We start from the raw sequence: 22224 nt of genomic DNA, 5'->3' as shown, positions 1-22224 counted from the left end.
CTTGATCGGCCATAATTCTAGTTTCTCCGTTCGATCACATAATAGGCCAGATCCCGCAGGCGATCCGCGCGAGCACCAAAGGGAGCCAGATCTGCAATGGCCTGTTCTGTCAGGCGTGCGGCTTCCTTGCGGGCGCCATCAATACCAAGCAGCGCAACAAAGGTGGACTTGCCTGCGGCCTCGTCCTTACCTGCTGTCTTGCCCAGTTCTTCCGCCGTGGCGGTTGTATCGAGAATATCGTCCGCAATCTGGAAAGCGGCCCCGATAGCGGTGCCGTAAGACCGCAGGCGCGCCCTCAGGTCGGGCGTTGCCTGACCAAGAATGGCACCACTTTCTGCGGAATACCGAATCAGGCAGCCGGTTTTAAGCGCATGCAGATGGCTGACTTCAGCCAGCGGCAGGGCGCGGCCTTCACCTTCCATATCGATCATCTGCCCGCCGACCATGCCAGCAGCCCCGGAGGCTTCGGCAAATGCGGCAATCAGGTCGATGCGAACTTCCGCGCTAGCATGGGTCTTGTCGGACGCCAGAATATCGAACGCCTTGGTCTGAAGGGCATCACCGGCGAGAATGGCGGTCGCTTCGTCAAACTTGCGGTGCGTGGAAGGCTGGCCACGGCGCATGTCATCATCGTCCATGGCCGGCAGGTCGTCATGCACCAGCGAATAGGCATGCAGCATTTCAACAGACGCCGCGACACGCGCCGCCTGCGCCTCAGGCACATCGAAGAGCGAAGCTACCGTGATGGCCAGATAACCACGCAGGCGCTTGCCGCCGCCCAGCGTTGCGTAACGCATGGCGTCCCACAGGCGGGCATCGCCCCCTATTGTCGGCGGCAGCAGATGGTCGATCGCGCTTTCCATGACGGCAGCGCGAGCGGCCATGTCCTGCTTGAGCAACGCGCCGCCTTCAGCCACGCGGGAAGAGAGGGTGTGAGTCGTGTTGGTCATTCGACTTCAGTCCAAAGGTTTCATGTCCAACACCCCGTCGGACCGTTGCACAATTGCCTGCACGCGGCTTCCGCCTCGCTCAGTTTCGCTTCGCAATGATGGCGTAAAGCCGCACCACGTTCATACGCCGCTATGGCGTCTTCCAGCTTCATCTGCCCTCCTTCGAGGTCGCGTACGATTTTCTCCAGTTCGGAGAGAGCGTCCTCGAATGACAGCGATGCGACATGATCCGACATGGGGCTGGCGTTCCTATCCATCTTGAAGGGGATGCCAATACCCCGATATGCAGGCATCTGCCAAGCCTTGCCTGCCAAACGAAATCATGAACGGTCTGTGGTGGGGGTATTCGGGCTTTCCGCACGGCGCTTTATGGTAAAAGCATAGATGCCATTCTGATCTGTAAAAGCGACCAGAGCATGGCCCGTTTCGCGGCAGAATACCTGAAAATCGGCAATCGAAGCCCTGTCCGTTGCCAGCACGCGCAGCCGTGCGCCTTCAGGCATGGCACGCAGCGCCCGGTTAGCCTTGAGAACGGGCAGGGGGCAGTTCAGCCCCCGTGCGTCCAGCGTTGTATCGGTCATGATCGGATATCCCGCGTGTTTTCAGGCCTGATTGCGGGCAGCAGCAGCCTCAAGCCGTTGCGGGCGATACCCCGTTGCCACCACATAGAGTTCGGCTGAATCCTTACGGCTGGCTGGTGGCTTGGCATGCCGAACCTGAGAAAACGCCTGCTTGAGCGTATCCAGCATGGCTTTTTCGGCACCACCCTGAAAAACCTTGGCAACAAAGGTGCCGCCTTCGGCCAGAATTTCAAAACTGAAATGCAGCGCTTCTTCAGCAAGGCCGATAATGCGTATATGATCGGTCGGAGCATGCCCTGTGGTGTTAGGAGCCATGTCGGACACAACCATGTCCGCACGCCCGCCCAGCATGGCTGTCAGGCGTCCGGCCATCTCGGGATCGGTAAAATCCCCTTCGATGATTTCAGCCCCCGCCACCGGCTCCACCGGCAGCAGGTCTACCCCTACAACCTGCATAGCACCACGTTTGACCAGCACCTGACTCCACCCGCCGGGAGCCGCACCAAGATCCACCACTTTCATACCCGGGCGGATCAGGTGGAAACGCTCGTCCAGTTCGATAAGCTTGAACGCAGCGCGGGAGCGCCAGCCCTGTTTCTGGGCGGCCTGCACGTATGGATCATTCAACTGTCGGGCCAGCCAACGCTGCTGGGCCGTTGTGCGGCCGCGGCTGGTACGCAGCGTTACTGACTGCGTACGGATTTTCTGGGCAGCCTGTGAATCGTCCTGACTATGCTCTGCGCCGGGAGCGGCGCGGCTTTTTCGTGCACGCCCGGGGACGCGGAGTGTTGAAGAAGAACCGGGCGAGCGGTTTTTCCTGTCGTTCATGAACCTGTAGCCTGCATGGAATGCTGAAACGAAATGCCGCGCCGGGACGGAGCAGCACGAGCGGAGCGGCGGGGCATAGCAGGCAGGCCTTCCTTGCGGATCATCCGCAGAATCATGCCATCCCGCAGACCACGATCCGCGACAATAATATCCTCTATGGGCCACATATCATGAATGGCTTCAAAAATCGCGCATCCGGGCAACACAAAAGGCGCGCGGTCAGGGCCAATGCAGCCATGCTGCTCAATACCGGCAAAACCCATCTTTTGCAGGGTTCGCACTGCCAGACGCGCACTCGCTGCGGGCAGGAGCGAGCCATCGACCGCGGCACGGGCATAACGGGGCAGATTAAGAATCAGACTAGCCAGAGTCGTGACCGTGCCGCTTGTGCCGATCAGGCGCGCCTGCTCACGCCGGATTTCCGAACCGATGCGGTGCACGCTTTCGAAATCGCGCAGGAGTTCGCGCGTATGGGCAACCATACGCCGGTAGACCTGATCATCCAGCGCATGAACTGGCCCAAACTGCTCGGATAACGTGATGACGCCCACAGGCAGGCTGAGATAACCAATAAGCGATTCTGTCTTGCGGCTGGTATCCGTACGCACCCATGCGATTTCTGTAGACCCGCCGCCGATGTCAAAAAGCAGGGCACGGCTACGCGCGGGCCCAAAGCGTGGATCATGCAGCAGGTTGGCGCAGCTTTCCACCGCCAGACTAGCTTCCTCACGGCCTGAGATAATGTCAATTTCAACGCCGGTCTGCTCCCGCACGCGGCGCAGAAAGCTCTGCCCGTTGGCCGCGCGGCGACAGGCCTCTGTTGCAACCGCACGCAGGGCATGAACGGGCTTGCGCTCCAGCCTGTCCGCACAGGCCTGCAATGCATCAAGCGTGCGCGCCATGGCGTCCGCACTGAGCTGGCCTGTTCGGTGCAGGCCTTCTCCCAGCCGAACCATCCGACTGTAGCTGTCAACGACCCTGAAGCCACCCGGTGTCTGGGCCGCAATCATCAAGCGGCAATTATTGGTTCCAAGATCCAGAGCCGCAAAAAGTCGATCATCCCCATTGCGAAGTGCAGCGGGAATATCAGGAGGGTGCCTGCCCATGAGGCCGGGCCAGGGCGTTATGCGATCCATAGTCCGGTCCTTGTTGTTTTAGGGTTGAGGGCATCTGTTGGCATTCTGGGTCTCCAGAGCCCGTCGGACAAGACAAATGTATGATTTTTTGAAAATTCTTTTGCCGCAGGGCTTGCAAGCCCCCAGAGCGGGTGATACTAGAGCGCCAACAGAACGGAACACGGTCTAACAACCTACACCACACTGTTACCGCTGGGGGATAGTTTAGCGGTAGAACTACCGGCTCTGACCCGGTCAGCCCTGGTTCGAATCCAGGTCCCCCAGCCAATTTTTCCTTGTGAAATAATAAAGTCTTCAAGACTTTCAGGTGGCTGGATATCTTCGCCTTTCTACCATTACCTGTGATCGGGCAGTATCAACCCTGCATGTGTACGCGATCAAGGTATTATTCTTGACGCCAAGAAGATATTCCAAACAAACCATTGAAATAAAATGAATTTTTATATCTTTCCTTCACCATATTACGTCTATGGCGGCTTTACCCAAACTTGTACATTTAAAATGTGACCTCAAAAACGCACATTCATTCAAATATAGATTCAGGAAACAGGTTGTTTAATTCATCAATTTAGATTTTTTATTAATCTATAACGGTTTGTCCTGCGTTTTTCATTGAGGTAGAAGAGGCTATGGATTCAAAAACACTCTTTTCAGGCATGCTGCTCGCGTTAGGCAGCTACGCAGCCTTCTCTATCAGTGATGCGTTTTCCAAACTGCTGGCCGGTCAACTCAACCCTTTCGAGGTTGCGTTCTCCGGTGGCGTGTTTGGCCTGCTGATTCTGCCGTTTATCCGGCAGCCTCATGAATCCTATCTTGATATCATTCGCCCTCAGCAAAAGGGCATGTGGATATTGCGGGCTGTATGCGTATTTGCCGCAACCGCATGCAGTGTTGAAGCCTTTATGCTGCTTTCCATGCCGGAAGCGCTTGCGCTGATGTTTCTCATGCCGCTGTTCGTAACCATTCTTTCTGTCGTGCTGCTGAAAGAAAAAGTCAGCGGCTGGGCATGGCTGGCAGTTGTTCTGGGCTTTGTGGGGGTTTTGATCGTCCTGCGCCCCGGCGTACGTCCCCTCAATCTCGGCCATTTATGTGCTCTACTGGCTGCATTCGCTAATGCAGGCAGCGTGATTGCCTATCGGCTGGCCAGCACGGAAAATGTTCGCCTTTCGCTATTTGGCTCCAGCCTGATCGGTCCTCTGGTTGGCAACGGGGTGCTTATGGGTATGCACGTAAGCTGGCCCGCGGACATACGTGCGTGGATTTTTCTATTCGGCTACGGCTTTCTCGCCGCTCTGGGGCAATTGCTGATGATGCTGGCAACCGCACGCGCACCAGCCAACCGGGTGGCATTGCCGCAATATACGCAAATGGTCTGGGCCGTCTTTCTCAGCTATCTTGTCTTTCACGAGCCACTCGACCGTTGGATGTTTATCGGAATTTCCGTGCTGACTTTCTCCGGCATGCTGAACTGGCTGCGCCAGCGTATCCGCTATGAGCGCATGGCCATGAAAGAACGTAAGGCCGCACGAAAATCCGCCAAAGCGATGACAGGGGCAATTCAATAAAAGTGTCATGATTTAACATATTGGCAATGTGCAACCCCCACTCGTAGAATACGCGCGCCGGAGCACGGCACTGTCGCGCCAAAAGTATTCAACCTGTCATACCTCTTAAAGGTATGAATAAAAGAGTGGGTGACCCTTGCCGACTGTCAGTATCAAGGCCTCCATGGGGCTCATTCAGGTTTTTATTCTTATATCCTGTATTTTTGCAGGATTTTATTCCATTAGCGGATTACAGCATGTTAATCTCGAAATCGACCAGATTAACCAGAAATCTCTAGCCAGCATCAAGGCTATTGGCGTCATTGACGAGCAGCTACGTGCGTTTCGGTCTACTGAAAGCGATGAAATTGGCGCGGCCTCCCCCGAGGCTCTGACATCGCTTGAAGCCATGATCGAACCGATTGAGGAAAGTGTTGCCGCCGCGATCAAGGTTTATGAGCCGCTGGTCAGCTCCAAGCAGGAAAAAGCCCTTTTCCGCCAGTTACAGGCTGAATGGACCCGATATGCCGGCACGCATAAGAAAACATTCCAATCCACATTTTCTTCGGGCAACAGAAGCCAAATCAACGAAGCGGATTCACAACTGCTCCAACTCCAGCAGGCCATGTCCGGCACTCTGGCCTCGTTGCGAACAATCAATACGGCCCACGCCGTTTCCTACGCAAAAGATGCCGTAAAAATTTACGACCAGACACGCACCCGCGTGCAGATTGTCTATCTGTTTCTTTTCGCAATCCTGATCGCATCGGCCCTGACCGTACATCACAATATTTTGCGCCCCCTGAAGAACATCAACGGCCGGATCAAGGATCTGGCAGGGGGGAATACGAATATCAATGTGCCCTATGGTGAACGTAAGGATGAAATAGGCGAAATTTCCCGCTCGCTTGATGTCTTCCGGCTGCGGCAATCGAAAATACGAAACTACAGCACGCTGCCGAGCAGCAGAGGCAAAAAGCCGATGCCGAACGCCTGATCATACAGGAACGTGCCGAGCGTATGGCTCAGGAACGCCTGCGTCAGGCAACTGGCGGGTTGGCCACGGCTTTACGCCGTATGGCTACGGGTGACCTGTCTTTTCAGATCGATACGGTGTTTTCGCCTGAATTTGAGCCTCTTCGACACGACTTCAACCATTCGCTTGTGGAACTGGCCAATACGTTTGCTTCCATTTCCGGCACTGTGGAGGTCATGAACCACAGCACACGAGAAATGGTTATGGGGGCTGAAAACCTTGCTACCCGCACAGAGCGGCAGGCCGCCTCTCTGGAAGAAGCCGCCGCTGCCGTTGCTGATATTTCACAAAAGGTTCTACAGGCAGCAGGGAGCGCGCATGAGGCACGGGAAGTCAGCCATAACGCGCGCAATTCCGTTACGACTTCTGCCCATATTACGCATGAAATCGAAGATGCCATGCAGCGGATCGAAACCAATGCCGAGCATATTGTGCGCGTCATTGACGTAATTGATGCCATTGCTTTTCAGACAAATGTTCTGGCTCTCAACGCCAGTGTGGAAGCGGCAAGGGCAGGGGAGGTTGGCAGGGGCTTTGCCGTAGTCGCCAGTGAAGTGCGTGCACTCGCCCAGAAAAGCTCTGAAGCCGCAAAGGATATCCGCGCGCTGGTGATCAGAAGCAACACGGACATCAAAACGGGTTCGGGCAAGGTGCGGGATGGCAGCGATACCATGCGCCTGACAGCCGATTTCATTCAAAGCATGGGCACGAACTTTGACCTGATTGCCCAGGAGTCCAAGGATCAGTCCGCCAGACTGGCCGAGATCAACACGGTTGTTGGTTCTCTGGATAAAACAACACAGCAGAACGCGGCGGCTGCCCAGCAGTTCAATGCAGCCTCACACACGCTGGCAGAAGAGGGACAGAAACTGAACCAGTTGATCAAGCGCTTCCATCTGCCTGACAATACCGACTATAGCGGGCAGGATGGATACGCTTTTGAACAGCGCAGCCATGAGATGCTTCTGGCCTGAAGCAGAATAAAAAATACCCCGGCGGGGCAGGCATACCCAGCCGGGGCCGTAAAGATCACAGGATCTTTCTTACGGCGGGGCGCTTTACAGGTGCCCCGCCGTAACCGTTTTCAGAACGGTGCGTCGATATCAACCACGTCGATCAGCTTGTGGTTGACGAACTCCTTGATACCAAGACCGATGAGTTCACGCCCGAAGCCAGAGCGCAGCACACCACCGAAAGGCAGGTCTGCCTTAACCATGGTGGGGTGGTTGATATAAACCATGCCGGTTTCAATCTGCTTGGCAACCCGCACACCGCGCGCTTCGTCCTTGGTAAAGACCGAACCACCCAGACCGTAGGGGCTATCATTGGCAATGGCGATGGCGTCTGCCTCGTCCTTGGCACGGAACAGCAGCGTTACTGGACCAAAAAACTCCTCACGACGGGCCGGATTGTCCTTACCGACATCCGTGAGAATGACCGGGCGGAAGAAGGAGCCCGCATTGGGCATTTCCAGCGGGATTTCTTCCATTTTGGCACCGGCGGCAACAGCACCCTGAACCTGCTGCTTCAGGCTATCGACTGCGCCCTGAGAAGACAGCGGGGCCAACGTGGTTGAGGGATCCATGGGATCGCCCATTTTCAGCTTGCTGACCCCTTCGCGGTAGCCCTTCAGAAAGCGGTCATAAACCTCATCCACAACGATCATGCGCTTGGCGGACACACAAACCTGCCCGGCATTCCAGTGACGCCCAAACACGGCCCACTTGATTGCTTTTTCCAGATCGGCATCTTCCAGCACGATAAAGGAGTCAGCCCCACCAAGCTCCATAGTGCATTTTTTCAGAGCCGTACCGGCCTCGGCGGCCACTTTGGCCCCCGCCCCTTCAGAGCCAGTCAGGGCCACGCCCCGCACGCGATGATCCGCAATAATGCGCGAGACCTGAGCGTGAGTGGGGAAGAGGTTCTGGAACGCTCCGGCGGGAAGACCGGCCTCGATCATCAGCCGATCCATTGCCTCGGCAGACTGCGGCACGTTGGAAGCGTGCTTAAGAACGATCGTGTTACCTGCGGAAAGCTGCGGCGCGATAATGCGTGCAACCTGATAGAACGGAAAATTCCACGGTTCCACGGCCAGCAGAATACCCAGCGGCTGATGAATAACCTTGGCACGGCCTTCATCCTTGCTGGCTACGGGCAGGTCTTCCGGCACCAGAAGCGCTTCGGCATTTTTGGCGTAATATTCAAAAATAGCGGCGGACAGTTCGGTTTCCGCCTTGGCTTCTGAAAACAGCTTGCCCATTTCGAGTGTGAGCAGCTTGGAATAGCTATCGCTGTCACGACGCAGAATATCAGCGGCTTTCTGCAGGATTTTCGCCCGCTCAGCGAAAGATGTCTGCCGCCATGACAGATAGGCTGCCTGTGCCTTGTCCAGTGCTGCGTCAATTTCCGCATCGGTAGCGTTCGGATAGACTTTTACCTGCTCCGCGGTAAACGGATTGGTTGTAGCGTAGGCCATGTGATGGCTCCTTACTGGTTTGGCAGATCAGTTCCTGAAATCAATGACAATGCGGCCAGCAACCCGGCCGTTCTGAAGATCATCAAAAATCTGGTTGATGTTTTCCAGCTTGTCAGCCTTGACGACGGAACGAATCTTTCCTTCCGCATAGAAAGACAATGCTTCGATCATATCAAGCCGGGTACCAACGATAGACCCCCGAACGGTCGTTCCAGCCATGACCATATCGAAGATCGATATAGGGAACTCACCCGGCGGCAGACCGTTGAGCACTATGGTGCCGCCCCGGCGGGCATATCCCATAGCCTGTGAAAACGCCGTGCGGGACACAGCCGTTACCAGTGCGCCATGCGCACCGCCCACCTGCTTTTGTATGAAGGCCGCCGGGTCAGCCTCCCGGGCGTTAACGGTTAGCGCCGCGCCGAGTTCCTTGGCCTGAGCCAGTTTGGTGTCGTCAATATCAACACCAATCATGTTCAGCCCCATGGCCACACCATACTGAATAGCCATCTGCCCGAGACCACCAACACCGGACACCGCCACCCAGTCCCCAGCTTTGGTATCTGTCATTTTCAGGCCTTTATAGACCGTCAGCCCGGCACATAGAACCGGAGCAATATGCAGTGGGTCCACGCCAGCAGGAATACGCGCAACATAGTTCGGATCGGCCACCACGTATTCGGCAAAGCAGCCATTGACGGTATAACCGGTGTCATCCTGCTTTTCGCACAGGGTTTCCCACCCGCCGTAACAGTGCTCGCAGTGGCCGCAGGCTGAATACAGCCACGGCACACCCACGATATCCCCCTTGGAGATCCAGTCGACATTACTGCCGACCTCAACCACATGCCCGACCCCTTCATGGCCGGGGATAAAAGGCGGCGTGGGCTTGGCCGGCCAGTCCCCCCGGACTGCGTGCAGGTCAGTATGGCAGACGCCGCAGGTATCAACCTTTACGAGTATCTGGTTCTGGTTGATCGTTGGAATATCGAGTTCCTCGATCGTCAGCGGCTTTCCAAACTCGTGGCAGACCGCGGCTTTCATTTTTCCGGCCATTTTCATTTCCTCGACTGGGTTCTGGGGCATTACGGGTTCAGTTACTGCCCAGCCCTTTAAGGGTTTCGACCATCTTGCTCAGAACTGCCTGAGCATCGCCATAAACCATGGCGGTGTTTTTGAGGAAGAACAGGGGATTCTGCACACCGGAATACCCGGTGCCCTGCCCACGCTTGATCACAAAAACCTGCCGTGCCTGATCCGCATTGAGAATGGGCATGCCGTAAATGGGGGAGGTCTTATCTGTACGGGCAGACGGGTTCACCACGTCATTGGCACCGATGATCAGCGCCACATCCGTTGAGGCAAAGCTGTCATTGATGTCTTCCATATCGTAAATCATGTCATACGGCACACCGGCCTCGGCCAGCAGCACGTTCATATGGCCCGGCATACGCCCGGCCACGGGATGGATGGCGAATTTGACATCCACCCCCGCCGCCTGAAGCTGTTTGACAAACTCGTACAGCTTCTGCTGGGCCTGAGCCACCGCCAGCCCGTAACCGGGAATAATGATGACCGACGACGCATAACGCATACTGGTAGCGGCATCGTCCGGCCCAACGGATTTCATTTCCCCCTCAGGCCCTTTAGCCTGCTCAGATGTCGCACCGAAATTACTGAACAGCACATTGGACAGAGAGCGGTTCATGGCCTTGGCCATCAGCACAGTCAGCAAAGTGCCAGCCGAACCGACAATCATACCCGCCACCATAAGGGCGGGGTTAGACATCACATACCCATCCAGCCCGACAGCAAGACCGGTAAAGGCATTATAGAGCGAAATAACAACCGGCATATCCGCGCCGCCAATCGGCACTGTCATGCAGATACCGAACGCCAGCGCACCAATGAAAAAGAGCGTGGCATAAGGCCCGCTTACCGGTGCCGGGTCCAGTTGTGAACAGACAGTCAGCCCAGCCAGAAGCAGCGTCCCGGCAAAAACAAAGGCATTAAACGCCTGCTGGCCACCAAAGCGCAGCGGCTTGTTCATCCGCCCATCCAGCTTGGCCCATGCAATGATAGACCCGCTGAAAGACATACAGCCAATAAGCCCGCCCAGTGCTGTCACGCCCAGAGGCAGGGGGGCACTGCTTTCATGCTTGAGAAATGCCACGGCTGCTACTGCCGCAGCCGCACCGCCACCCATGGCGTTGAACAGGGCCACCATCTGCGGCATGGCGGTCATTTCAACCGTGCGGCCCTTGCGCCCGGCCCAGAGCCCACCGAACAGCAGAGCGAGCACGGCCAGCGCGATATTGACGGGCAGGTAAGGGCGCGCCTCTTCCGGGACATTGAAAATCTCAAGGAAGCAGACCGCAACCACGCACACCATGCCCCAGCCTGCCGCGACAATACCGCGCACCGCCGTTGTGGGGGAAGACATGTCCTTGAGGCCATAGATAAACAGTGCGGACGCAACAAGGCCGCTCAGGCCAACGATATACTCGATAGCACTCATGACTGCGCCTTCTTTTCATCCGAAGTGGCCGCGGGTTTGACGCTGGGGCGGAACATGGCCAGCATGCGGTCGGTTACGACATACCCGCCCATGACATTGCCAGCCCCAAGCAGAACGCCGAAAAAGCCGATAACCTGCTCCGTGACACTGGTGGCTGAAAACAGCACACTAAGCGCCCCGACAACAACAATACCGTGAATGAAGTTTGAGCCGGACATCAGCGGCGTATGCAGGATGGACGGCACGCGGCTGATCACGATGTAACCGGTAAAACCGGCCAGTACAAAGATATAGAGAGCAATGATGAACGTCATGGACGTAATCATGGCGGGTTATCCTTTCGGGGTCGGGCTGACGGAGGCTGCTTCCGGGACAACCGGCTGGCCTGCGGGCGGGCTTTCCACGGCTTCGCGCACAGGTTCCGCCGTGATCGCGCCGTCATGGGTCGCCAGTGTTTTGGCGATAACCTCATCCGTCATATCCAGCGTAACCTTGCCGTCTTTTATAATCTGTTCGAGCAGGTTCAGAATATTTTTGGAGTAAAGCTCGCTGGCCTGTTCCGCCAGACTGGAGGGCAGATTGACCGGGCCTATCAGCGTGGTCGGGCCGACCTTGACCGTTTCTCCCGCTTTGGTTCCTTCGCAGTTACCGCCACCTTCCGCTCCCATATCCACGATCACAGCGCCCGGTTTCATTCTGGCAATCTGTTCAGCGTCAATCAGGCGGGGCGCTTTGCGGCCGGGGACAGCCGCCGTGGTAACGATCAGATCCGCCTTGGCGATATGGTCTGTCAGCACAGCACGAACCTTGGCTTTTTCTTCTGCCGTCAGTTCACGCGCATAACCACCCTGACCGGTGGCATCTACCCCGGTCTCGACAAATTTCGCACCGAGGGAGTGCGCCTCATCACGCGTTTCGGGCCGCACGTCATAGCCTTCGGTTATAGCCCCCAGACGCCGCGCGGTTGCCAGAGCCTGCAATCCGGCCACCCCAAGCCCCATGACCAACACCTGTGCAGCCCGCAGAGAGCCAACGGCCGTTGTCATCATGGGCAGGATTTTGGGCATGCTGACCGAGCCCAGCAGCACGGCATAATACCCCGCCAGTGTCGCCTGACTGGACAGGGCATCCATGGCCTGTGCGCGGCTGATACGCGGAATCTGCTCCATGGCAAAAGCCGTGATCTTACCATCACGCAGCGCCTTGACTAGTTCGATATTGTTGCGCCCATACAGGAACGAAACCAGAACAGAACCAGGCTTCATGGCACGCACAACGTCAAGCTCTGGCGGCTCAACCGCCAGCACAATGTCAGCCGCATTCAGCATGGCCGTTTTGTCTGGCTGGATACTCACATTCTGGTAACTGGCGTCAGGGTAGGAAGAAGCCTCTCCGGCACTGGCTCCAGCAGCAGATCACATCCCAGCTTGGCAATGCGCGGAACGACAGATGGCACCAAGGCGACACGGCGTTCCTGCGCTCCGCTTTCCTTGATAACGGCAACTTTTATACCCATGACGGTTTTCCTGTAGCAAATACATCGAAATCTGGCGGGCCAATGCCATGCGACAGGTTTTTTCTCTGGTTGCAGGCCACACTTTATTGATCACCCTGTCGCCCGGAGGCCTGCAGACACTGACAAAATATCCGCAAGGCGGCCTTGATATAAATCAACGGATAGGACCGCATGACGGTTGCCCACCCGCAGGCTGAGGACAACCAGCGCAAAATCATGGGGCTTTGCAGTTTACGGTTTTATGTAAACCCAACATGGTTCAGCCCGTTATGACTACCGGCCATACACACCACTGCCATGCCATCTTGCGTGACATGCAGCACGGTGCCAGAGTTCAAGGCAGAGCTGTCAGGCGGCCAAGAAGCTCAAGAACAACGCCGCAGCAGAAACCGTTTCTTTAAGGAATGAACCATGTCCAGGCACATAAAAACTGTGTGCATTATCCTGGCTGCCCTGATCGTAGTCGGGCTGGGAATGTGGGGCGCTAAAATTCTGCTGGATAATTACAAGAACCAGCAATGGGACCAGTTCATTGAACAGGCTCACTGTCAGGTTATCGGCGAAAAGCCAAAAGAAGGCTTCTTTTCTTCAGCCCAGACCATTTACAGGTGCGATAACACAGGCATCTATTATCGCAAGAAATAATTACTAGACTGCTCTTCCATTGGTGGAAGAGCAGGATCGACACTCACGCACAGCCTATGGGCCAGTTTTTGCCATCCAGATAACGGCGGCACAGACGCACTGTGTGCTCAAGCCAGTCAGGCCCTAGACTACGCACCATATCCGTTTGTGCATGTGACCCTGTCCAAGCTGTCAACTGCACACGACGCTGCACGAAAAGGGCAGGGAGGATGGCCCGGTCTTCCGCCGATAACGGAACAACCTGCTCGTATCCCTCAAGCCAGTTTTCAACCCATGCCGGGGCGGATGGGTGATGTTCCTCAAAGCTGATGGCTGCGGCAAGATCGTGCATGAACCAGCCAAACCCGCAGTCATCAAAATCGATTACCCGGGTGCCCGATGGATGCAGGATCAGATTGGTCAGCCGCAGGTCAGAGTGAATCAGGCCGTATCGTTCGGCTTCCCTGCCATACACCGCGAGTTCCTGCCCAACATGCTCCATGGCCTGTGCAATAGACTGAGCATCAGCACGGACAGGCCGGGCGTATCGCGCCAGTTTCCCCAATGGGCTTCTGGTCCCACCATGGTTTCGTGATTCCATACGATCCGCCTGAATGGCGTGGGCCGGCCCCAGTTCCGGCTATGCTGATGGAGTTTAGCCGTAATCTCCCCCAACTGCCGGAATGCAAGCGGATCAAGACATGCGGTAGGCATTTCGCCTTCCAGCCAGTGAAACAGCACGGCATGCCGATAACCACCACCCGGCACAGCCAGTGTTAAGACGTGCTTGCCATCACAATCAGCCAAAGCCAGAGGAACGGGAATATCCGTTTCCTCATGCAGTGCTTTGAGCCATGCCAGTTCGCTCTCGATATCAACCTGCTCGTGGTAACCGGGGCGATGGATACGCAGCGCATAACGCCCGGAAGGGCTTTCAACCAGAAACGTCGCATTTTCAGAGCGTGTCACCAGAGAAACCCGCGCCAGATGGCAAAACGGGTATCGCGCCACAGCCTGATGGGCCATGTGGTTCAGGAGCGTGTCATCCAGCGGGTCTGCATGCGAAGAGGCCATGGCGTCACCATCGGCTCCGTAGTCTCAGGGTCTACCGTCGGAACAAAATAATTTGCTGTCGGGCGGCATTTTCAGCACAGTAAGTCAGGGTATGTGCCGATGACAAGGGATGTTATTCCGACACCAAAATGAAATAATCTACCCATGCCTCTGCAAATCCGGCTTACCTGATCATTCCATACCTCCGTTTGCGCGTATCCGGCACAAGAGGAACAAGACCATAATGCTCCCTCGCTCGACCATCATGGACACCAACAGTTTCCAGCCGGGTGACGCCGCCACACTGGACAAGAAAACACGCCGCCTGACCGACAGACGCGCCGTTCTGGGCGGAGCCTACCGGTTGTTTTACCGTCATCCGGTGCATCTGGTACGCGGGCAGGGACAATATCTGTGGGATGCCGAGGGCACAAAATATCTCGATGTTTACAATAACGTCGCCAGCATCGGGCATTGCCACCCTGCCGTAGTGGCGGCCGTGCATGAGCAGATGCAGGCCCTCAACACCCATACCCGCTACCTGCACGAACGTATTCTGGATTATTCAGACGCCATTCTGGCCACCATGCCCGCCCCGATCGACCGGGTCATGTATATGTGTAGCGGGTCTGAAGCCAATGATCTGGCAATCCGCATTGCCCGTGCACATACAGGTGGGACAGGGCTTATTGTCACGCGTGAGGCCTATCATGGCACCAGCGCCCTGACATCTGGAGCCTCTCCCGCGCTGGGTAGCGCTCAGCCTGTGGATGCCACAACATGGCTGGTACCCGCCCCGGATACCTACCGTGTTGAGACACCCGATCCGGGTCTGTGGTTTGCCGCACAAATCCAGTCCTGCATTGATGACATGGCCGCTAAAGGCGTGAAATTTGCCGGTTTCATAGCCGACAGTATTTTTTCATCCGATGGGGTTCTGCCCGGCTCACCGGGTTTCATGCAGGCGGCCATACAAACCGTGCACCGTAATGGCGGTGTTTTCATCGCAGATGAAGTGCAGCCCGGCTTTGCCAGAACGGGTGAAAGTTTCTGGGGTTTTGGCCGCCACGAATTGGTGCCTGACATCGTCACCACGGGCAAACCCATGGGTAACGGCATGCCTGTTTCGGGGCTGATGGCCAAAGCCCCGGTTCTGGCCTCGTTCAGTGAGGCCACACCTTATTTCAATACGTTTGGTGGCAACCCGGTTTCCATTGCCGCAGCTCAGGCAGTGCTGAATGTCATACAAACTGAAAACCTGCTGGAGCACAGCCGCTCAGTAGGCGAACGGCTCCTGTCAGAGCTCCGTGCTTTACAAAACAAACATCACTGCATTGGCAATGTGCGCGGAGCCGGTCTGTTTATCGGTCTTGAACTGGTCAGAAATCGTCAGACAAAGGAACCCGACCGGGCCTTGGCTCTTGATCTGATCGAAGCCCTGCGCAACGCTCATGTGCTCACATCCGTGGCTGGACCTTATGGCAATGTGCTCAAACTTCGCCCACCGCTCGCCTTCCAGCATCATGATATAGACTGGCTTGTAGGCGCTCTGGATCAGTGCCTGAGCCGCCTAACAGGATAACAATTTCTGAAGGTCCAGACCGCCGTAATGGTTGGAAGGCAGATACTGCCCTGCCTCCTAAAACCCGACCAGACGGGAAGGGCCCGGTGTTTCCCGCACAGCTTATAGGGAGATAGTGCAGGAATAAAATGTATCAGCCGAGTAGATATTGGACTCTACCCGGCTGATACCCTGAAAAGACAGTTTATTTGGTGTAAATCTGGTCGAAAATACCGCCATCAGAGAAATGGCGCTTCTGAACGCTCTGCCAACCACCAAGGCTGGCAATATCGAAGGTGTCTGTATGCGGGAAAGCCGAGGCCGTTTCTGCCTTGATGGCAGGGTCGACCGGCCTGAAGTAATGACGCGCCCCGATACGCTGCCCTTCAGGTGAGAACAGGAACTCCAGATAAGCCTGCGCCACATCTGTCGTGCCATGCGCCTGAGCATTTTTGTCTACAACCGCAACGGGCGGTTCGGTCAGGATGGTTTTGGGGGGAACAACAATGTCGAACTTGTCCGGCCCCAGTTCGTGGGTTGCCAGAAGGGCTTCATTTTCCCATGCCAGCAGAACATCCCCCAGCCCACGCTGCACGAAGCTGTTGGTAGCCCCGCGCGCACCGGTATCGAGCACCGGCACATGAGCATAGAGCGATTTCAGATATTCGCGCGCTGTTTCTTCTGAACCACCGGGCTGCTGCAAGGCCCAGCCCCACGCGGCCAGATAGTTCCAGCGCGCCCCACCGGACGTTTTGGGGTTGGGCGTTATAACCTGCACATCATCCCGGATCAGGTCGGGCCAGTCATGAATGCCCTTGGGGTTACCCTTGCGCACCAGAAAAACAATGGTGCTGTTATAGGGTGTCGAATTATGGGGCAGGCGCTTCTGCCAGTCTGCCGCCAGCAGGCCTTTTTGCGCCAGAATATCGATATCATAAGCTAGACCCAGCGTTACGACATCGGCCGGAGCACCGTCCAGAACAGAGCGTGCCTGTGCACCAGAACCACCATGAGATGAGCGCACACGCACCGCATCGCCCGCATGATCATGCGCCCAATCAGCACTGAATGCCTTGCCAATGTCAGCATACAGTTCACGCGTGGGGTCATAGGAAACATTTAGCAGTGAGTAGGAGGCCGCGTTTGCCTGCCGCCCCACCAGACCGCCAGCAACCAGCCCCGCCCCCAAGGCCAGACCACTCTTGAAGACGGAACGACGCGTAAGACCAGAAAACCGTGTCATGGATTATGCTCCGCAATGCTATGATCAATAGAAAAACTGTTTTTGGAATAACGGGTTAGAAAGCAGCCTGCACACGCCCAACCACAGCGTTACCAGTGGTGCCGAAGTAGTTAAGCTGCGTGGGTTTGGTGGAAGTCGGCGTGCGGGATACGATGAAGCGCTCATAGTCCAGCATGAAGCGGAAATAACGATTGGGATACCAGTTCAGCCCACCTTCCCATGCGGTCTGCTGGTTGCCGCCACCATCATCATGCAGGTTGGTAACACTCCACCGGCCGGAGAGTTCAACTGCCCCCCAGTGGTTACGGCTCGGGTCGAAGTCATAATCCACGCCAGGTGCCGTAAACGCACCGATTTTTTCGTTATAGGCCCGCGGTTTGCCTAGCAGAGTATAGTTGGCCGCCACGTACCAGCCATCAAACCCGAGAGAAGGCAGGTTTTGCGGGTTATCAGCACCGGAATTCCGCTGCACGCCAATATGATAATACTCGCTCTTGATCAGGAACCGCTTGTAGCGCAGGGCCAACTGCGGCCCTGCCGCCCAGATCTGCGCCACATTGGACAGTGCCCCGGAAGAAAGCAGCGAGGCTTCACCCAACGGAATTTCCATGTTGTTGGATGCCGTATACTGGCGGCCATTCGCAGTCTGGTTAACCTTGAAAGCCGCCGTTGCACCGGCCCCGACATGCACATCTATATCCTTGCTGACATAGGGCCTGCCCACAGCACGGAAAACGGCACCTGTCTGACTGTCCGATACCGTGGTGGAGGAACGGTCACCAAACTTGTGCCCGGTGAAATAGCCCGCGACCAGCCAGCGTTTTTCGTAATGTTCGCCACCGATACTGAAGCGCCCGACACCCCCGGCAATATTACGCACGATATCGACAATCGCCGGACGCTCAAGAAACTCAAAAGCCCCGGAACGCTCCGCGCTTTCTTCTTCCATTCTGGGCTGAAAATAGCCGATTGTCAGCGTCGTATGGTGCAGGCCGGTGTAGTTCACGTTGGCCTCGAACAGCCCCGCCGAACCATCCACTGAGCTGGAGCCGAAATCAGGCGTGACATTCACCACCCAGTCCTTGTAACGCCACGAGAAATACAACCGCAGCCTGCGGGCATTCTGTGTGAAGTTATTGAAATTTCCGCCTGCCTTCGAAGGACCGACCCCCATGAAACCGCCAAAATCTTCCTGCGCCAAAAGCCCTACGGAGAAAGCATAGGCTTTGTCATCAGAAGCAATGGTGGGGCGTCCGTTCGGAAAACCGATCTGGATACCACCGACATGAACACTTTCTTCTTTGGATGTCGCGGCCTTGAAGTCTTTCCATGACATTGTGGGGCTTTCCGGCAGCGCAACACGGCTCTCCGCCGTAGTGCGCGGTCCGGTACGCACCGGAGCTGGTTCATTGAAAATCGGCTGAGGTTCTCCTGCTCCGGCGGTAATCAGATGCCGCGGCACATGTTTGTGCGGAGTTTCACTAACCGGGCTAGTATGTTCGTATTTAGCAACCCGCGATTGCAGACGATGAATTTCGCCTCTCATGCTTTCCATTTCACGGCGCAATGCAACCAGTTCAGGATCGCTCGAAGCCTGCACGGAAACGGGAGACAGAAAAATAGCAGATGCGGCACTGCCCAAAAGCACACTGGAACGGGATAAAAAACGCATGGCTGGTTCTTTATGAATAATGGTTTTCAGCCTGATCCATCAGGCATCACAAACCGTATTATCTGACAATTTCTTTCGCGGAGAGTAATCTTCCGCTTTATAAAGCAACATATACGCTTAGCGACAACACATGATCCCGAACAAAACCCGGGCAGTGTCGCGGCGAATAGTCTGTAATAACAGAGTCCCCATTCCCAGAATACTTCCTTAACATTATCGCGCGAACTCGAATGTGTTCGCCAGCTCGTCCTGTGGCAATTTCAATCACCCGAGGCCGTGTAAGTCAAGAATTTACGATAAAAATATGTGCCATTAATAATGCGCGTTAATGATGTGTATATAAAAAGACACACCATACGCACAGGCCGCGATGAAAAAAGCCTATCTCCACCCAAATCGGCAGCGATGGACATGACCTAACATTAAAAACGATTATAAAATGTACAATATAACACCCACTCAACCCATCGTCGGTTTATCACTCCGCGATCAGGCTAACCTTGCCGGTTGCAACCAGCAGATCATGGGGAAGGGGCCTGCTAAGCAGAAAACCCTGTATTTCGTCACAGCCTTCATCCGCCAGAAAGGCAAACTGCTCTTCCGTTTCCACACCTTCAGCCAAAACGGTCGTTTGCAGACTGCGGCCCAGAAAAATAACCGCGCGGATAATCGCCTTGTCGGTTTCATTCCCCAGAGCGTTCTGCACAAACAGCTTATCCAGCTTGATCCTGTCGAACACGATATCGCGGATCAGCCCCAGAGAAGAATGGCCGGTGCCATAATCATCCACCGCAATGGAAACGCCCATTGCTTTGAGCTCATTCAGAATGGCTGTTGCACGAGCCATATCCGTGAAAATGGCGGTTTCCGTCAGCTCAAGCTCCAGCCTTGAGGGGGAAAGACCGGTAGTTTCCAGCACATCACGCACCAGTCCCGGAAGATCATGATGGTGAAACTGCTCGGCGGAAACATTGACACTGATACGATAGGGCTGCTCCCACTGACTGGCAGCATGGCAGGCCGTGCGCAAAACCCACTCGCCAATTTCCTGTATTAACCCGCTTTCTTCTGCAACGGGTATGAACACCACAGGCGAAACCGCGCCAAGCATTGGGTGCTCCCAGCGCAGCAGCGCTTCAAACCCTACAATTTTCTTGTCGCTAATGCGTTTTTGCGCCTGATAGCACAGGCTAAATTGTTGCCGGGCTACGGCATAGCGCAGTTCGTCCACAATGTTGAGCCTGTGACGAATAACCTGATCCATGGCGGGATCGTAGTAGCAGATATCCTGCTGGCCTGAGTTTCTTGCGCAGTTCATGGCCAGTTCAGCCGGATAAGCAGGGTCTCGCCACTCGGAGCGCCATCACCCCAGAACGCCACACCAAAATTGGCACGAATAGTCACACGCCCGCCCTGTAGCCGAACAGGCCGGCTCAGCGCCCGGCGCAGGCGCGCAAGAAAATCGGGCACAATACGATGATTGGAAAAGGAGCAGAATGCGAAAAACTTGTCGCCACCAGCATGGGCAATGAATTCACCCCGTTTGGCATCCACACTGTGCCGCAGCCGTCGCCCGAGCACACGCAGGATTTCATCTCCCGTCGAGTGGCCTCTTTCGTCGTTGATTTCCTTAAAACGATCCAGATCGATCATGAACAGGGCTATGCGCCCCACGTGCTGGCGGCGGGCAGAAAGGTTTTTGTCCATCCAGTTAGATAGAGCCTGCCTGTTGGGCAGGCCCGTCAGTTCATCGGTCAGGCAATCGGAACGAGGGGCAAGCACAGCCCTGCGGCGGGTACGATGATGCAATCCAAAATAGGCTGCTCCGGACACACAGGGCGAAAGCACAAGCCCTGCTATCGACAGCGCCTCAACTGGGTACACCATGCTTGCCATACTTTCTGTCGGGGCCGCATCGCTGCATTACGACCCGATTACAAATGAATCATGACTATACATAATACGGAAAATATTAAAATGGGATTTCCATTCAAGATAAAAATATTATCAATATAGTAAAAGACGTTAATAAAAAACCCATGCGCTCTTCACTTTGCATAATGAACAAAAAGTTCATCGCATCACGCATATTTTTTAATTATCAACGCTCATAAATAAATTTATATTATGAATTATTGATTTTTAAATAAAAAATTTTCCAGAAGCAATATTTACAAAGCACTAAAGCTCTATGGAACTCCTCAAAATCACTATTCCACAGGCACCCATACGATCTCGCGAAAAACTTTAACAGTTTGTAAAAATTTTCCGTAGATTAAGGAATATCAGGCATTTGTAAATCGTTACCCGACAAAAAAAAACGTCCTTGCCGGATAATATCCCCGAAAAAACGGAGCCCATCACACGAGCGGGAAATGGCACGCAACTTCACGCCCGTCATCCAGCCTCTGCAAAGCGGGAACGTTTGTAACGCAAGAAGGTTGCGCCACAGGACAACGCATATGAAAACGACACCCTGTCTGTCGTGTCATGGGGCTGGGAACATCTCCCTTTAACGATGGAAGACGCATGCCCCCCACCACCGGGCGCGGCACGGCCTGCATCAGTGCGCGCGTATAAGGATGCGCCGGGTGATGCAGCACCACATCCGTCACCCCTGTTTCCACAATGGCACCAAGATACATAACGGCTACCCGTGTTGAAATCTGGCGTACCACTGCAAGATCGTGGGCAATAAACAGATAGGTCAGCCCCAATTGCTCACGCAGGTCTGCAAACAGATTAACAATCTGTGCCTGCACGGATACGTCCAGTGCCGATACGGCTCATCCGCCACCACCAGCCGGGGCGAAAGAGCCAAAGCCCGTGCGATATTGATACGCTGTCGCTGCCCGCCCGAAAACTCATGCGGGTAACGATCCAGCGCATTACGGGGCAGGGCCACCAGTTCCATCAGTTCGGACAAACGGCGAGCAATTTCAGCGCTTGAGCGCCTTTGTCCATCTGCCTGCCGGTGCACCTTCAACGGTTCCGCCAGAAGATCGCCCACTCGCCGCCGCGGGTTGAGAGAGGCATGAGAGTCCTGAAAGACCATCTGCATCCGCTGCCGGACAGGGCGCAGGGCGGCCTCACTCATATGAGTAATATCCTGCCCTTCAAAAACAATCTGCCCTTGGGAAACATCCATCAACCGTAGCAGACAGCGCCCCAGTGTCGATTTGCCGCAGCCTGACTCCCCCACTAGCCCAAGCACTTCACCGGCCTGAACTGTCAGGGAAATTCCATCGACAGCACGCACCTTGCGTCCATCCGACAAACCATAGGTCTTGACCAGATTATGGGCGGACAGAACCGTGGAGGAAGCAGGCATATCAGCGTTCGCCCATTACAGGAGCCGCCAGCACACCAGCGGGCAAGATACACGCTGCGTGATGATCCGCCCCCACATCCTGCAGGGGTATCGGTTGCGCACAGACCTCCTGCACAAAACTGCACCGCGGTGCGAAAGCGCACCCTGCAGGGCGC

At 55.4% G+C, this 22224-nt stretch carries 19 protein-coding genes, 1 tRNA gene and 3 pseudogenes; 5 read left to right on the top strand and 18 right to left on the bottom strand.

Annotated elements, in window-relative coordinates:
- Positions 1-17: 17 nt before the first annotated feature.
- From JCM25143_RS10575 to JCM25143_RS10555, 5 genes and pseudogenes are all read right to left on the bottom strand, one after another.
- Positions 18-950, bottom strand: a complete 933-nt coding sequence (locus JCM25143_RS10575; protein WP_025861111.1) for a polyprenyl synthetase family protein — start codon at positions 948-950, stop codon at positions 18-20.
- Between the two features lie 6 nt (positions 951-956).
- A pseudogene (locus tag JCM25143_RS18790) lies at positions 957-1186 on the bottom strand (exodeoxyribonuclease VII small subunit).
- 84 nt (positions 1187-1270) lie between these two features.
- Complete coding sequence (locus tag JCM25143_RS10565) at positions 1271-1531, bottom strand: sulfurtransferase TusA family protein (RefSeq protein WP_025861109.1); 261 nt, start codon at positions 1529-1531, stop codon at positions 1271-1273.
- Between the two features lie 21 nt (positions 1532-1552).
- Entirely contained in the window at positions 1553-2359 is an 807-nt protein-coding gene (locus JCM25143_RS10560) for an RlmE family RNA methyltransferase (protein ID WP_025861108.1), read from the bottom strand.
- Positions 2356-3495, bottom strand: a complete 1140-nt coding sequence (locus tag JCM25143_RS10555) for a Ppx/GppA phosphatase family protein (protein WP_025861107.1) — start codon at positions 3493-3495, stop codon at positions 2356-2358. Before JCM25143_RS10555 ends, JCM25143_RS10560 begins: the two co-directional genes overlap by 4 nt.
- A 193-nt stretch (positions 3496-3688) precedes the next feature.
- Here JCM25143_RS10555 and JCM25143_RS10550 point away from each other — a divergent pair.
- From JCM25143_RS10550 to JCM25143_RS20915, 4 genes are all read left to right on the top strand, one after another.
- A tRNA-Gln gene (locus tag JCM25143_RS10550) sits at positions 3689-3762 on the top strand.
- A gap of 362 nt (positions 3763-4124) precedes the next feature.
- Positions 4125-5060 (top strand): DMT family transporter, encoded by a 936-nt coding sequence (locus JCM25143_RS10545; protein ID WP_025861106.1) that lies wholly within the window; start codon positions 4125-4127, stop codon positions 5058-5060.
- A gap of 136 nt (positions 5061-5196) precedes the next feature.
- On the top strand, positions 5197-6036 hold the full coding sequence (locus JCM25143_RS20920; protein WP_148300101.1) for an MCP four helix bundle domain-containing protein: 840 nt from the start codon (positions 5197-5199) through the stop codon (positions 6034-6036).
- Between the two features lie 23 nt (positions 6037-6059).
- Positions 6060-7049 carry a methyl-accepting chemotaxis protein gene (locus JCM25143_RS20915; RefSeq protein ID WP_051543230.1) on the top strand — a complete coding sequence of 330 codons (990 nt, stop codon included), beginning with the start codon at positions 6060-6062 and terminating at the stop codon, positions 7047-7049.
- Positions 7050-7159: 110 nt separating this feature from the next.
- Here JCM25143_RS20915 and JCM25143_RS10535 read toward each other — a convergent pair whose 3' ends face one another.
- The 8 genes and pseudogenes from JCM25143_RS10535 to JCM25143_RS24790 form a co-directional block, all read right to left on the bottom strand.
- Complete coding sequence (locus JCM25143_RS10535; protein ID WP_025861105.1) at positions 7160-8551, bottom strand: NAD-dependent succinate-semialdehyde dehydrogenase; 1392 nt, start codon at positions 8549-8551, stop codon at positions 7160-7162.
- Between the two features lie 27 nt (positions 8552-8578).
- The gene (gene adhP / locus JCM25143_RS10530) at positions 8579-9607 is read right to left on the bottom strand and encodes an alcohol dehydrogenase AdhP (RefSeq protein WP_025861104.1); all 1029 of its coding nucleotides are present in this window, start codon (positions 9605-9607) and stop codon (positions 8579-8581) included.
- A 37-nt stretch (positions 9608-9644) separates the two neighbouring features.
- Positions 9645-11069, bottom strand: coding sequence for an NAD(P)(+) transhydrogenase (Re/Si-specific) subunit beta (locus JCM25143_RS10525; RefSeq protein WP_025861103.1), 1425 nt, complete (start codon positions 11067-11069; stop codon positions 9645-9647).
- Entirely contained in the window at positions 11066-11395 is a 330-nt protein-coding gene (locus JCM25143_RS10520) for an NAD(P) transhydrogenase subunit alpha (RefSeq protein ID WP_025861101.1), read from the bottom strand. The genes JCM25143_RS10525 and JCM25143_RS10520 overlap by 4 nt, the downstream gene beginning before the upstream one ends.
- Positions 11396-11401: 6 nt before the next feature.
- Positions 11402-12585, bottom strand: a pseudogene (locus JCM25143_RS18780) (NAD(P) transhydrogenase subunit alpha).
- 348 nt (positions 12586-12933) lie between these two features.
- On the bottom strand, positions 12934-13131 hold the full coding sequence (locus JCM25143_RS24055) for a hypothetical protein (protein WP_148300100.1): 198 nt from the start codon (positions 13129-13131) through the stop codon (positions 12934-12936).
- A gap of 142 nt (positions 13132-13273) precedes the next feature.
- Positions 13274-13723 carry a phosphotransferase enzyme family protein gene (locus tag JCM25143_RS24795; RefSeq protein ID WP_267879947.1) on the bottom strand — a complete coding sequence of 150 codons (450 nt, stop codon included), beginning with the start codon at positions 13721-13723 and terminating at the stop codon, positions 13274-13276.
- A complete protein-coding gene (locus JCM25143_RS24790) occupies positions 13651-14283 on the bottom strand; it encodes a phosphotransferase enzyme family protein (RefSeq protein ID WP_267879946.1) in 633 nt (210 codons plus the stop codon). Before JCM25143_RS24790 ends, JCM25143_RS24795 begins: the two co-directional genes overlap by 73 nt.
- A gap of 223 nt (positions 14284-14506) precedes the next feature.
- Between JCM25143_RS24790 and JCM25143_RS10500 the strand changes: the two genes are divergently transcribed.
- Positions 14507-15844: an aspartate aminotransferase family protein gene (locus JCM25143_RS10500; protein ID WP_025861099.1), complete on the top strand. Its 1338-nt coding sequence runs from the start codon at positions 14507-14509 to the stop codon at positions 15842-15844.
- Positions 15845-16028: 184 nt separating this feature from the next.
- Here JCM25143_RS10500 and JCM25143_RS10495 read toward each other — a convergent pair whose 3' ends face one another.
- The 5 genes and pseudogenes from JCM25143_RS10495 to JCM25143_RS18765 all read right to left on the bottom strand — a co-directional run bounded on the left by JCM25143_RS10495 (position 16029) and on the right by JCM25143_RS18765 (position 22069).
- The gene (locus tag JCM25143_RS10495) at positions 16029-17066 is read right to left on the bottom strand and encodes a sulfate ABC transporter substrate-binding protein (RefSeq protein ID WP_025861098.1); all 1038 of its coding nucleotides are present in this window, start codon (positions 17064-17066) and stop codon (positions 16029-16031) included.
- Positions 17067-17121: 55 nt separating this feature from the next.
- Positions 17122-18738: an OprO/OprP family phosphate-selective porin gene (locus tag JCM25143_RS10490; RefSeq protein WP_025861097.1), complete on the bottom strand. Its 1617-nt coding sequence runs from the start codon at positions 18736-18738 to the stop codon at positions 17122-17124.
- A gap of 478 nt (positions 18739-19216) precedes the next feature.
- On the bottom strand, positions 19217-20056 hold the full coding sequence (locus JCM25143_RS20910) for a putative bifunctional diguanylate cyclase/phosphodiesterase (protein ID WP_051543226.1): 840 nt from the start codon (positions 20054-20056) through the stop codon (positions 19217-19219).
- Positions 20053-20625, bottom strand: a complete 573-nt coding sequence (locus JCM25143_RS20905; protein ID WP_159101633.1) for a GGDEF domain-containing protein — start codon at positions 20623-20625, stop codon at positions 20053-20055. The genes JCM25143_RS20910 and JCM25143_RS20905 overlap by 4 nt, the downstream gene beginning before the upstream one ends.
- A gap of 473 nt (positions 20626-21098) precedes the next feature.
- Positions 21099-22069, bottom strand: a pseudogene (locus JCM25143_RS18765) (ABC transporter ATP-binding protein).
- Between the last annotated feature and the right edge of the window lie 155 nt (positions 22070-22224).

Source organism: Acetobacter papayae JCM 25143, from assembly GCF_000613285.1.
Classification (GTDB): domain Bacteria; phylum Pseudomonadota; class Alphaproteobacteria; order Acetobacterales; family Acetobacteraceae; genus Acetobacter; species Acetobacter papayae.
Note: the sequence above shows the minus strand (reverse complement) of the source record. Positions and strands in the feature narration are given on the sequence as shown.